Here is a 13,146-nt window from a genome sequence, read left to right as displayed (position 1 = left end):
TAATAAACATGTCATAACAGTACAGAGAGAAAATAATATTATTTTTGTTGTAACTTCTTCAAGCCTAAATTTGCAGTCTCATTTTTCAGGAAAGTCCAAAGAATGATTGCAGCCAGGACATCAAAGCAGGCGATTGCAATAAACATCGGATTATAACCCCAGGTATTTACCAGGGCACCAATAAGTAGTGTAAATATTGTGGTCCCCATCCAACCGAAACCACCATTTAATCCACTTGCTGTTGCCACTTCTTTGTGACCAAAGATATCTGCATTAAGGGGAAGTATACCGCCGACCACTAGCATTTGATGGGCGAACCCCACCATTCCGAGTAACATCACCACCAGGAAGATATTGCTAACCAGCCCAATAAATGCTGGCGCTATCATCAGTAGCGCTGCGGTACAAACCACCAGTTTGCGTGATGCTATCAACGAAACATTGAATACTCTCTGGTAAAACGGTGCCAGATAGCCGCCGACGATACACCCCAAATCTGCACAGACAAAAGGCACCCAGGCAGCCATAGCCACTTCTTTTATATCAAAATGTCTCATGGTGACTAAATAGAGTGGGATCCAGAAATTATAGGTTCCTTGTGCTGGTTCGGCAAGAAAACGCGGAATAGCTAATGCCCACCACTGACGACAGGTCAAAATATCTTTCCATGTCGGTTTTGGGTAATCCATACGTTTATCAGGTTCCTGCCCTTGATAGATATACTGTTTCTCTTCTTCAGTTAATGCACTGGCATCTTGGGGTTTGCGATAAAGAAAAAAGAACGCAATAGCCCACACTATACCGATGGCACCAATAATGAAAAATGCAACGCGCCAATTATATGACAGAATCAAAAACACCATAATCGGTGGTGCAAGTGCGCCTCCCAGGGATGTCCCGACATTAAACCACCCTGTTGCTACCGAGCGTTCTTTTGCAGGAAACCATTCCTGTACTGCTTTGACGCCGGAAGGAATAACTGCAGACTCACTGATACCAAGCAAACCACGTAAAAATGCAAGGGACAACCAACTGCCTGTAAAGGCATGAGCCAAACTAACAACTGACCAGGCAATGGCAAAAAAGGTCAGCCCTATTTTGACGCCCAGTGAATCAATAATCAGGCCAGCAATAGGTTGCATTATGGCGTAACAAGCTTGGAACGTAGCAATAATATAGGAATATTGTTGCATTGTAATATGCAGATCCTCTTTGATTGTTGAGGCCGCGACAGAAAGTGCGTTTCGGTCAATATAATTAATGATGATACCGAATGCCATGAGTAAAACAATAAACCATCTCAGATTTCTTATTTTCATATTTTACTTTTTCCCCGAATGTTGGCACGCCTTTCGCTTTTTAGTATAAAGCGAAATAAGGGTTTCTGGTTCACAAACCGTTTTTTTTAGCTAGTATTTGTCCATTTATTTCAAAGTTACTGTATCGATTTAGTGTAACGATACAGTATTGTTTTGTGGTTTTATTTGATCGGGATCTTAGTTTTAACAGCAGGGGATAAATCGATATAACAAAGAAAATGATGTCATAACAATCGGGCAGCAGCATAGCTGAAGCAAGAGAGCCAGCGGTCTATGACACAATCGCGATGAAGCACTTTTGACCACCGACTCAGGAAACCTCTGTGAAATGAAAAGTGGTTTCTTAGGCCGTGTCCCTTAATTGTCTGAGCTAGAGTAGCCGCCTGTTTCCTCGACATATTGAGCTATGGCTCGCTACGATCTTTCCTATGAAGCATGGGCTATCTGATCTTACCTAGCATTAATGATCAGGCGGCAATCATCACCTGCACATTTGCCAGCTCAAGGGCTGTTGCCAGCACCGTAGGTGGCGCGCTGTCGGTGATCAGCAGATCGATGTCCTGCCACTGCGCCACCTGTACCAGCGACATATGCTGGAATTTCGCAGCATCACAGAGCAGCACTTTAAAGCCGGAACGACGAATCAGCACCCGCTTCATCTCCGTTTCATCCAGCGCGCTATCGTAAATCCCCTGGCTGGTAATGCCTGACGCGCTGATAAACGCAATATCAAACCAGAACTGTTGGAACTGCTCAATGGCGGACGGCCCAACAATCGCCATCTCATCATCACGCATCATTCCACCAGCCAGATAGACTTCCGGTGCCTGTGCATAACGACCCAGCGCATGGGCGATACGCACGCTGTTGGTGAAGATTTTCAGGCGCTCATGTTTCACCAGTTCTTCTGCCATAAACAGCGTGGTCGTACCGATATCGAGCGCAACGCTCTGGTAGCGTCCTGCAACCTCGGCGGCCATTCTGGCAATGCGCATCTTACTTTCACGGTGCAGTGAAAGGCGCGCATCAAAATGCGCCGGCAATGGGTCCATGATCGGTTGGCTAACCGTTTCCGTCAGTACTGCGCCGCCATGTACCCGACTGAGTTTACCTTCAGTTTCCAGTTCAGCCAGATCGCGGCGAACCGTCATTTCGGAGACCGCCATCTCCGCTGAGATATCAACCACCGTTGCACGCCCATGTTCGACCAGCATGTTTAGAATCCGTTTTTTGCGCTCCCGGGGAAGATAGCGGGCATGAGTCTCTGGTTTAGCTGACATGGTGATGGACACTCTATTTCGGGTTGAAGGTAGCTTAAACGATATAGCTCACAATATTAAGGGGAAGTGGTGCGATTTAAAACCGAATTTGTTCGAGTTTGTTCATTTCATTACACGGAACATTCTTGCCCAGCGCAAAATTGTGTGAATCAGAACCAGTCCAGGATCCGCGTGAGCGATCTTATCTCCGTGACTCCCCACTCAGAGGGTGGTGATGCGCCATAAAAAGCCACGTGCATCCCGGCAGCCTGCGCCGAGAGTACCCCGGTCGGGCTATCCTCAACCGCCAGGACGGCCGCGGCAGGCAGCCCGAATTTGCCGATGGCCTGTTGGTAAGGCTCAGGAGACGGTTTGCCACACTGCACATCGTCCAGCGTTACCACCACGTTAATGAATTCACGTACACCTAAAGCCTCAAGATTCGATTCGACGATGCGTCGGCATGAGTTCGACACACAGGCCTGTCTGATACCTTTCGCTGCCAGACGACGGATAGTTTCCCGGCTCCCGGGGATGGCGACCAGTTCACTGCTGTGGTCGTGGTAATAGTCCTCAATCGCCTGCAGCCACACGTTCTGGGCTAAATCTTCGGGCAGCTCTGCGCGTAAGGTCAGCCAGACATCGTTGATGTGCACGCCGTAAAAGCGTGTTTCGGGAATATGGCTCAGATCCAGTCCGAAACGATGGCAGCCAGCCAGCAGCGCCCGGTGGTGCAACGGCTCACTGTCCACCAGAGTACCGTCAACATCCCAGGCAATGGCGTTAAATTTCATGGCGTCTCCTGGCGTGTCAGTGGACGGCAGGCTTCATACAACTGATGAAAACGCTGATATCCCTGGTGATAGACATCCGCATGTGCGGACTGTGGTGTAATCACATCTTTCAGGTTGACCCATGCGCTGGCCCCCTTCCAGTCCGTCGATACTCCAACACCAATCGCTGCCGTCCAGGCCGCGCCCAGACAAGAGCCTGGGTGACCCTCCAGGCGACTGAGTGGTTCGCTCAGCACATCGGCGACAATTTGCATCCACAGTTTGCTTGCTGAACCGCCGTCGGACACGATGTAGCGTTTTACCGGATAACCGATATTCACCAGCGTGTCGATATGGTGTTTGATGGCATACGCGTAAGCTTCGAGCAGCGCGCGCCAGATATGCCCCGTGTCGTGGGTGAGCGTCAGTCCGAAGAGAATGCCACGGGCATCCGGGTCGTGCAGCGGGGTTTTCTCCCCCAGAAAATAGGGGAGGAAAATCAGGCCATCACTGCCTGCCGGGCGATTTTCCGCCAATGAGTCCAGATACTGGTGAATACTCATCCCTTTCTCACGTGCCGCTGCGTCATGCTGCGCGGCGAAGTTTTGCACGAACCAGTTCAGCCCCGAACCGCCGGTCGACATACAGCCATTCGGCATGTAGCACCCCGGTACAAGATGATAATCCAGATACAGGCGTGGGTCCGGATTGGCAGTTTCCGTCACGGTAAGAATGTCCACTGAGCCACCGAACTTGAGTAGTACCTCGCCCGGCGAGGTCACGCCTGCACCGAGAGCGGAGGCAATTAAGTCCGCCGCCCCACCAATTACCGGTGTGCCTTCGCTGAGTCCCGTCCAGGCTGCCGCTTGCGCGGTGACGGAACCAATGACTTCATGGGAAAGCGCCAGCCGGGGAACGGCATGCCTGGGAAGATGGGCAAAGGCAATCAGTTCGTCATCCAGTGTATTGCTGTTGATATTTACAAACCCGGCCTCCAGTGCCCAGTTCTGTTCGATGATTTTCTCGCCCGTGAGCTTCCAGTTGATAAAATCATAGGAACCAAACACTGTCGCAATACGTCTAAATACCGCAGGTTCATGATGCTCAATCCAGCGGATTTTGGCTCCCACCAGTTGCTGATTGATGCCGTTTCCGGCGCGCTGTAAAAAGTGCTGACCGTCCATTTCGCTGCACATTTGCTGTACTTGTGCACCGCTGCGGCCGTCGCTTTGCTGAATGCTCGGGCGCAGCAGTCGCTCTTCGTTATCCAGCAGTACCACGGCAGGCAGCATCCCTGTCACGCCAATGCCACAGATGTCGCTAGCCGCAATGCCGCTTTGTGCCAGCAGTTGCTGGCAAATTTCGCCGACATTCGCCCACCACTGCTCTGGCGATTCCTCCGTCCAGCCGCTGTGCGGGGCAGAGAGCGTGACCGGCCGGGAGGCCGTACCGAGTACCTTGTCGGGCAAACCGATCAGAATGCCGATGGTTGAGGTCGTACCAATATCAATACCTAACAGATACTGCATTTTATCCTCCCGTCCCGACAGCGGTGTTTAGCGCAGTTTTTCAACCACGTCCATAAAGCGTTTTACCCGATCCCCATCAACCTGATTCCATGTGTGCCCTTCAACTTTAAAGTGCGTACCGATGATCACGCCGCTGGCTACGCTCAGGATATCGGTGACGTTGTCGATATTGGTGCCGGTGTTAGCGAAAACCGGAACGCCTTCCACTGCTTCGCAGACTTTGCGCAGGTTGGAATGTTCTGCCGGTTCACCGGTAATTGGTCCGGAAACCAGGATAGCATCTGCCAGCGAAGAGAAAATTGCGCTGCGCGCACGCAGTTCAATAGGGCGCGCATCCAGAGAATGGGCGAATTCGGCGTTGATGTTAAAGAGCAATTTCATATCTTCACGGCCAAGGTTGCGGCGCAGGCGAGACGCACTGGCGCAATCTGGCTCCCAGACTCCCATATCAGAGGCAAACACGCCGGTGAAAATTTCACGGACGAAGCTTGCTCCGGTGGCGGCGCCAATGGCGACGCTGGCATTGGGATCCCACAGGTAGTTCACACCGAACGGGACTTTCAGCACGGATTTCGCCGCTTGCACTACGGCTGACATGGCTGAGACACCTTCCAGTGAGGCTTTGAACACGTAAGGACGGTCATTTTCGTTGCCGAACATGATCGCATCCACACCACCTGCCTGCAGCTTTTCAACATCGCTGAGTACATCGTCAATCAGCTTGTTGAGGCCGCCTTTGGCGTCGTACAGCGGCGCGCCAGGTAGCGCGCCAATATGGGCCATTGCGATAACCGCTTTTTTCTTATTACCCAAAAAATCAAAGATCATAACTTTCTCCGGTGTTGGCTGGTATGTCATGGTGAAAAAGCGATCACGCGTCTTTCAACACCTCAGGCGCGATGAACACGTCAATATTTGCCACATCGAGCATTGCTGACAGGGCAGGCGGTGGTGCCTGCTCGGTTATCAGGATGTCGAATTGATTCAGTGTGGCGAGGTGAACCAGAGACATCCGTTGAAACTTACTGGAGTCACACAGCACCACTTTCAGGCTGGAGCGGTTGAGATAAAGGCGTTTGAGTTCCGCATCTTCGAAGGCGTAGTCATAGATCCCCTCTGCCGTCAGGCCTGAAACGCCCACAAAGGTGATGTCGAACCAGAGGCTGGAAAACTGGCGCAGCGCCGCAGAGCCACCGGTTGACATTTCATCCGGGCGCATCCGTCCACCCGCGAGATAGATTTCTGCCTTCGCGGGGGCAATGTCATGCGCCACGCGGATGCTGTTGGTGAAAATTTTCAAATGTGGGCACTGGCTGAGGTAACGAGCAGCAAGGAAGGTCGTGCTGCCGACATCCAGCGCCAGTGTGCGAAATTTCTTGCCTAAATCTGCTGCTGCAGCAGCAATGCGCAGCTTGGCATCGTGGTTTTGTAGCAGCCGGGATGCAAAACTCGGCTCCACCTGGTCAATCACCACCATGCCCCCACTTTGCGGCAGTACGGCACCGCCATGGGTACGACAGATGATGCCTTTCTGCTCCATCTCCAGCAGATCGCGGCGGATGGTCATTTCAGAGACCGACAGCTTAACGGCCAGCTCTGGCACAGAAACCGCCCCTTGCTTGACCAACAACTGCAGAACCTCAGTCTGACGCGACGCAGCCAAACGACGTAAACGCACACCGGATCCGTGTGTACCAGACTGAACAGGCGGTGCGTCGTTGTGTGTCATCGGTTGACTCCGAACATTGAAATTAACAAAAACAAACATACAAAACAAAATTTGTGATCGCAATTGTTTTTATCATAAGAAATTTGTTTTGTTGTGTTCGTTATATTGGTGTAAAAAATAATCATCAACACAGGGGAAGAAAACATGCACACATCACATTCGACGTCCGGGCATTACCCGGACCTACAAGGCAAAATGGCGATTGTCACCGGCGGTGCAACGGGTATTGGCTATGCCATCGCCCGTAATTTGATTCGCCAGGGCATGCGCGTCGCGATCGGGGACGTAAATGAAGAAGCCGCGCGGAGAGCCGCAACTGAACTGGGCGCAGACACAGTGGCGTTTCACCTGGATGTTCGTTTACGTGAATCCGTTGAAGAAGGGTTTAGCTGGGTAGATAAAACTCTGGGTGATTATCACCTGCTGATCGCCAACGCAGGTGTATCAACCATGCAAAAGGCCCTGGCGCTGACGGACAATGAGTGGGATTTCAACTTTGACGTCAACACTCGTGGGATCTTCCTGACTAACCAGATTGCCGCGCGCAAGTTCGTGGCACGTAAATCCGGCACTATCGTCAACACCGCATCCCTTGCCGCCAAAGTTGGCGCACCGTTACTGGCCCACTATTCCGCCAGTAAATTTGCCGTACTCGGCTGGACCCAGGCACTGGCGCGCGAACTGGCCGCCGACGGGATCCGCGTGAATGCTGTCTGTCCGGGGTTCGTTAAAACCGGGATGCAGAGCCGGGAAGTGCAGTGGGAAGCGCAACTGCGCGGTATGACGCCTGAGCAGGTGATTGATGATTACATACGTCAGACCCCGCTTGGACGTCTGGAAACGCCAGAAGATGTTGCCGAAGTAGTGGCCTTTTTGAGTTCCGATGCGGCTCGTTTTATGACCGGCCAGGGCGTCAATGTGACGGGCGGAGTTTATACAGGTTGATAACATTCACTGTGAACAAGCCTGGTTTATTTCGAACAAAATCGAACATGGACGTTACCAGTCCCAGGATGGGCAATACGCAACAGAGGTAATCCAATATGGCCTCCATTGAATTACGGAACGTGTCGAAATCCTACAACGGTAATCAGCATAGCGTCCGTAATGTGAATTTGCATATCCAGGATGGTGAATTTGTTATCTTCCTTGGCCCTTCGGGATGCGGAAAGTCCACCACCCTACGCATGATTGCCGGACTGGAAAGTATCACCGAAGGCTCATTGTTAATTGACGGGCGTGATGTGAGCCATGTGGCGCCGCGCGATCGTAATATCGCCGTGGTGTTTCAGAGCTACGCTCTCTATCCGCACATGACCGTTGCTGAAAACATGGCTTTCGGCCTGAAAATGCGCGGCGTTCCGGGCAACGTAATCAACAGTAAAGTGGCAGAGAGTGCCGCTATGCTGGGGCTGGATAAACTACTACACCGCAAACCGGCGGCACTATCCGGCGGCCAGCGCCAGCGCGTTGCCCTGGGGCGTGCCATTGTGCGTGAACCACAGGCTTTTTTGTTAGATGAACCGTTGTCGAACCTTGATGCCCAGTTGCGCGGTGAGATGCGCAGTGAACTGATCAAGCTCCACCGTCGCCTCGGCAAAACCATGGTCTACGTTACCCATGATCAGGTTGAAGCCATGACGATGGCGGATCGCATTTGTATCATGCGTGATGGCCATTTGATTCAATGCGGGACACCGCTGGAAGTCTACAACTACCCGGTGAATACTTTTGTTGCCCGTTTCCTTTCCTCCCCGTCCATCAATCTTCTCTCTTGTATTGTGCAACGGACAGGCGCGGATGTCAGCCTGCAACTGTTCGACGGCCCGCAGCTTCCGGTGCCGGACTGGATGGCCGCCGACTATCAAAACCTGGCGGGAAAACAGATGACCCTCGGCGTGCGGCCGGAAGATTTCCACGCCCACCCGCGCAGACCGGACTGGATCCCTTTGGAAATTGCGGTCAGCGGGGTGGAAGCGCTGGGCGCGGAAAACATTGTCAGCGGCACCCTCGGTAAGGTGCCTGTGGTGATTCGTCTTGATCACCATACGCATCCGAAGGCGGGCCAAACGCTCAGCATTTGGCTGGATCCGAACTCGCTGCATCTATTCCACACCGATAGCGGAGACGTGGTTGATCGCCGCAAAACACCGGATAACGCTGACATAGTCAGAGCGTGAGGAGCGAACATGCTACGAAGAATCGGACTTCATACCGGGCTGGTGCTGGCCTGTCTCTCCATTTTACTGCCGGTATTGTGGATTGTGAGAACCAGCCTGGTGCCGGAATCCATGGCTTACAGCAGTGATATCTTCCCGCAGTTTTCCGGGGAAAACTTTCGTTCGCTGATTGAGAACAACGGTTTTTTGCGTCATTACGCCAATAGCCTGATTGTCGCCACCGGATCGGTGATCCTCGCCCTGCCGTTCGCGGCCGCTACCGGTTATGCGTTTGCCCGCTTTAAAACGGGTGGCAAAGCGGCGCGCTTTATTATGCTGGCAACTCAGATGCTACCAGCGGTGGCGCTTGTGTTACCGGCCTTCGCCATGCTGCGTACCGTGGGGCTGACCAATTCGCTGTTCGGGCTGACGCTGGTCTATGCCGCGTTAAACCTGCCGTTTTTGACGTGGATCCTGATGGGCTTTTTCGAAGGGATCCCGGTGGATCTGGAGTGGGCGGCGATGACCGACGGCGCCACCGCCTGGGGCGCGTTCTGGCATGTGGTTCTACCAGTGTCACTGCCGGGCCTCGCGGCTTCTGCCGTACTGGGGTTCATCCTGTCATGGAATGAGTTTCTTTTTGCTCTGGTGCTCAGCGGGCCAGATACCGCCACGGTTCCGGTGTCGCTTGCCGCACTGCAGACCTCAAATGGCGTGCAAATTGGCAAGGTCTCGGCAGGCATTGTGCTGGCTGTGCTGCCACTGATGTTCGCCTCACATTTTATTCAGCGTTACATCGTCAAAGGGCTGACCTTTGGCGGTGTTAAGTAAAGTCATGCCAACCAGACAGAAAATCGTCGCCGTTAACACTCCGGCACCTTCACCAGGAGTTAATTATGTTGAATCGTAAGAAAGTCACATTGTTATCGGGTCTGATAGTCCTTAGTCTTTCGGCGTCCGTTCGGGCGGAAGATGTTGTGCTTCGCGCGTTGATGGAAGATGTACCAGAAACGCAAATCATTGAAAAAATGCTGCCTGATTTCGAGAAGCAGTACCACATTAAAGTACAGTTCGAAAAAATCGGTTACGGCGATATGCATGACAAGCTGGTTTCGCAACTGATTCAGTCGCAAAGTTATTACAACCTTCTGGAAGTGGATTTTCTGTGGGCGGGGGAATTCAGCAAAGCTGGCTGGCTGACGGACCTCACGCCAGATGTGAAAAAATCTAACTTTGATATGTCGGCTTTTATTCCGGCCACCGTGTCGCTGATTAATGTTGCGGCCAATAAAATTACCCTGATCCCGATGTACAACTATTCCATGGGGCTAATCTACCGTACGGATGTGTTGCAGGATGAGAAGTTAAAGAGCGCGTATCAGACTGAATTTAAGAAACCGCTCGGGCAGCCGAAAACGCTGGAAGCGTACGTTACGCTGGCCAAATTTATTAAAAAGAACAGCGATATGTCCGGGGCGGCGATGCAGGGGCAGCGCGGTGATCCGAACAGCATGGAGTTCTCGAACTACCTCTTCGCCAGCGGCGGCGCTTATGTTGATGGTAAAGGCAAATCTGCGCTAAACAGCCCTGCGGGGAATAAAGCGATGACGTTGTATGCAGATGCCATCAAGAATGCCGCGCAAACCGGCGCGCTCTCCGCTACGCTCGACGATACCGTGCGCCTGATGTGTAGCGGCAAAGCGTTCAGTATGTTGACTTACTGGTGGATGCTTCCGCAGTTGGATAACGCCACTGCCTGCCCGGCGGTGGCCGGTAAACTCGCCCTGACAACCGTTCCAGGTGGACACGGAGAGAGCGGTGGCTGGGGTTGGGGTATTCCGAAAAACGTTTCAGATAAAGAAAAACAGGCCGCATGGACCTTTATTCAGTGGGTGCAAAGTAAAAATATCGCTACCGCGCGGGCGTTGCAGGGACATGCACCAGTTCGCGCTGATGTATATGAAAACGCGGAGGTACTGAAAAAGTATCCTTACTATAAAGACGCGCTGAATATCGTGGCGTCCGGCAAATCCTTCCCGGTTTTCTCTTATTCCGCACAGTATGAAGATGTTCTGGGGACACAGTTGTCCCTGTTGGCGAGTGGTGAAAATACTGTCGACAAGTCTCTGAAAAGTGCATCCGACCAACTTGATAAGTTATTGGTGAAATAGGGCAAAGGGGGCCGGGCAGATGGCTTTAGCTGAGGAATTTATCGTGAAACCGAAGTACCATTTAACAATAGACCGATTCCGTGTAACAGGCTGGGCGTTCGCCCTGCCTGGGTTGCTGGCTCTGGCGATTGTTCTCGGTTTCCCCGTTATTTATTCCGTCGTACTGGCTTTTTCGTCGTATACGCTACTGCATGCGGAGATCTTCCCTTTTGCGGGGCTGGATAATTTTATCAGCGTGCTGAGCAGTGACACCTTCTGGCACTCTGTCTGGCTGACTATCCGTTATTCGTTACTGACGGTGAGCGGCGAATTTATTGTCGGGCTGGGGATCGCCCTGATGCTCAACCGGGTGGTGAAAACCCGCCCGGTCTATTTCGCCTTACTCACAATACCCATGGCGATGTCGCCGGTGAGCGTGGCACTGATCTGGCGTATGTTGCTACAGCCGAACCTTGGCATTATCAACCATATGCTGCAAAGCATCGGCCTGCCTGGCGTCGACTGGCTGGGCAACCCCACGCTGGCGTTCTGGAGTATGGTGTTTATAGATGTCTGGCAGCAGATGTCATTTGTCGTGCTGATCCTCGCCGCAGGGTTGGCGTCGCTACCCAGAGACCCGTACGAAGCCGCCGAAATTGATGGAGCCAACAGCTTGCAGCAGTTCTGGTATATCACCCTGCCGATGCTGCGCCCGGTTTCGGCGATTGCGATTGTAATTCAACTGATTAACGAACTGCGTACCTACGACCTGCCGTATATCCTGACTCGTGGCGGGCCGGGGAATGCCACCGAAGTGCTGAGTTTCTTTGCTTATCGCCGGGCGTTTCTGGGCTTGTCGCTCAATGAAGGGGCCGCGGCCGCGCTGATTTTGTTGTTGATCGTGTTGGTGATGACCATTGTCTATTTTGTGTTGCTGGAACGCAGAAAATAGTCGCTTCGCTGGGGCCGCGCGGCAGTCGGAAAAGTCAAAGCCGCATAGGCTGTCTTACGTGGGTTTACTTAATTCGGCTCTTTGATGTGGGGTGTCTCGCCTGACCAGGTACTTCAGTTTAGACTGATTCCGTTTCCAGGAAGGTGATCGGTCCTCTTCATGATGACATTTGCCGTTTAGCATAGTGGAATGATGTTTTTTAACCGTTCTGTTATGTGGGACGGGGCCAAAGGCCAGACGGCTTTCTTTACCGCCGAGGCGATAGCGGAAATACCATAATTTAGCGCTGTTGGTGGATACCGTCAGGTATAGGCCGGCTTTATTGAATAAATCGAACTTTTGCTCACTCTCAGAATCAGATCACGTATTATCCTGATAACACAGCCAATTCCGTGGAAAAACAGAAGTTCAGAATCACCAACTGGAAGACCTACAACAAAGCCCTTATCAACCGTGGCTCCATGACCTTCTGGCTGGAGGATGAAGCTCAAAGTGCCCACCGGGGATGAGATAGCTCATCTGGTGATTGACTGCACCGGACTGAAGGTTTTCGGTGAAAGTGAGTAGTAAGTCAAAAAACACAGCAAAGAACGCTGTCGCATCTGGCGAAAACTGCATCTGGCCATTGATGCGAACACGCATGAAATTGTCTGCGCCGGCCTGTCATCGAACAACGTCACAGACGCAGATGCCTTCCCCGGACTCCTCTGGCAGATTCACCGAAAAATCTGGTCCGCGGCAGAGGATGGAGCTTATGATTCGCGGTTATGTCACGATGAACTCCGGCGTAAGAAAATCAGTGCCCTCATCCCCCCTCGAAAGGGGAGGGACTGGCCGGGGAGTATGCGGACCATAATCGTGCGGTTGAAAATCAGCGGCTGAGCGGGAGTAACGCCCGGTGGAAATGGACAACAGATTATAACCGTCGGTCGATAGCGGAAACGGCGATGTACTGAGTAAAACAACTGTACGGAGGAGGCGCAGACACTGCGTGACTACGATAGTCAGGTTGCAGAGGTTCTGGCCATGGTGCGTGCGTTAAACAAAATGACGAAGGCAGAAATGCCAGAAAGTGTGCGTATTGCCTGACAGCAATAACCAATTACGGGAATGCTTACCCAAAATCTGATTTATTCAACAAAGCCGTTTTTTACAGCAATATCAGTTAAACGCATAGCAAGCCTCCTGTGCAAATGTTGGTAAAAATCCCATCGAACTGAGATGACCAACTTTTTTACCAACAAATAGGGGGCACTCCCAGTCGATTTTAACGGAC

Annotated in this window: 11 protein-coding genes and 2 pseudogenes; 6 read left to right on the top strand and 7 right to left on the bottom strand. The window is 52.1% G+C overall.

Going from position 1 to position 13,146, the window contains the following annotated elements; genetic code table 11:
• Nucleotides 1–38: 38 nt before the first annotated feature.
• The 6 genes from FN037_RS18575 to FN037_RS18550 form a co-directional block, all read right to left on the bottom strand.
• A complete protein-coding gene (locus FN037_RS18575) occupies nucleotides 39–1,319 on the bottom strand; it encodes an MFS transporter (RefSeq protein WP_142502915.1) in 1,281 nt (426 codons plus the stop codon).
• Between the two features lie 467 nt (nucleotides 1,320–1,786).
• The gene (locus FN037_RS18570) at nucleotides 1,787–2,599 is read right to left on the bottom strand and encodes a DeoR/GlpR family DNA-binding transcription regulator (RefSeq protein WP_142502914.1); all 813 of its coding nucleotides are present in this window, start codon (nucleotides 2,597–2,599) and stop codon (nucleotides 1,787–1,789) included.
• A gap of 149 nt (nucleotides 2,600–2,748) precedes the next feature.
• The gene (locus FN037_RS18565) at nucleotides 2,749–3,372 is read right to left on the bottom strand and encodes an HAD family phosphatase (protein ID WP_142502913.1); all 624 of its coding nucleotides are present in this window, start codon (nucleotides 3,370–3,372) and stop codon (nucleotides 2,749–2,751) included.
• A complete protein-coding gene (locus tag FN037_RS18560) occupies nucleotides 3,369–4,880 on the bottom strand; it encodes an FGGY-family carbohydrate kinase (RefSeq protein ID WP_142502912.1) in 1,512 nt (503 codons plus the stop codon). Before FN037_RS18560 ends, FN037_RS18565 begins: the two co-directional genes overlap by 4 nt.
• 27 nt (nucleotides 4,881–4,907) lie before the next feature.
• Entirely contained in the window at nucleotides 4,908–5,708 is an 801-nt protein-coding gene (locus tag FN037_RS18555; RefSeq protein ID WP_142502911.1) for a BtpA/SgcQ family protein, read from the bottom strand.
• A gap of 43 nt (nucleotides 5,709–5,751) precedes the next feature.
• The gene (locus FN037_RS18550; RefSeq protein WP_221887630.1) at nucleotides 5,752–6,558 is read right to left on the bottom strand and encodes a DeoR/GlpR family DNA-binding transcription regulator; all 807 of its coding nucleotides are present in this window, start codon (nucleotides 6,556–6,558) and stop codon (nucleotides 5,752–5,754) included.
• Nucleotides 6,559–6,753: 195 nt separating this feature from the next.
• On the opposite strand from FN037_RS18550, the gene FN037_RS18545 reads away from it, so the two are divergent.
• The 5 genes from FN037_RS18545 to FN037_RS18525 all read left to right on the top strand — a co-directional run bounded on the left by FN037_RS18545 (nucleotide 6,754) and on the right by FN037_RS18525 (nucleotide 11,870).
• Entirely contained in the window at nucleotides 6,754–7,554 is an 801-nt protein-coding gene (locus FN037_RS18545) for an SDR family NAD(P)-dependent oxidoreductase (protein ID WP_142502909.1), read from the top strand.
• 98 nt (nucleotides 7,555–7,652) lie between these two features.
• On the top strand, nucleotides 7,653–8,789 hold the full coding sequence (locus FN037_RS18540) for an ABC transporter ATP-binding protein (RefSeq protein WP_142502908.1): 1,137 nt from the start codon (nucleotides 7,653–7,655) through the stop codon (nucleotides 8,787–8,789).
• 9 nt (nucleotides 8,790–8,798) lie between these two features.
• On the top strand, nucleotides 8,799–9,599 hold the full coding sequence (locus FN037_RS18535; protein WP_142502907.1) for a carbohydrate ABC transporter permease: 801 nt from the start codon (nucleotides 8,799–8,801) through the stop codon (nucleotides 9,597–9,599).
• Nucleotides 9,600–9,664: 65 nt separating this feature from the next.
• Nucleotides 9,665–10,939 carry an extracellular solute-binding protein gene (locus FN037_RS18530; RefSeq protein WP_142502906.1) on the top strand — a complete coding sequence of 425 codons (1,275 nt, stop codon included), beginning with the start codon at nucleotides 9,665–9,667 and terminating at the stop codon, nucleotides 10,937–10,939.
• Nucleotides 10,940–10,958: 19 nt separating this feature from the next.
• Nucleotides 10,959–11,870, top strand: a complete 912-nt coding sequence (locus FN037_RS18525) for a carbohydrate ABC transporter permease (protein ID WP_142502905.1) — start codon at nucleotides 10,959–10,961, stop codon at nucleotides 11,868–11,870.
• A gap of 216 nt (nucleotides 11,871–12,086) precedes the next feature.
• On the opposite strand, the pseudogene FN037_RS24670 reads toward FN037_RS18525, so the two are convergent.
• Nucleotides 12,087–12,197: pseudogene (locus FN037_RS24670) on the bottom strand (Arm DNA-binding domain-containing protein); the annotation flags it as partial.
• 65 nt (nucleotides 12,198–12,262) lie between these two features.
• On the opposite strand from FN037_RS24670, the pseudogene FN037_RS18515 reads away from it, so the two are divergent.
• Nucleotides 12,263–12,959: pseudogene (locus tag FN037_RS18515) on the top strand (IS5 family transposase).
• Nucleotides 12,960–13,146 lie beyond the last annotated feature (187 nt).

Source organism: Klebsiella sp. 2680 (assembly GCF_900198535.1).
Taxonomy (GTDB): domain Bacteria; phylum Pseudomonadota; class Gammaproteobacteria; order Enterobacterales; family Enterobacteriaceae; genus Klebsiella; species Klebsiella indica.
This window is presented reverse-complemented; position numbering and strand designations above follow the sequence as displayed.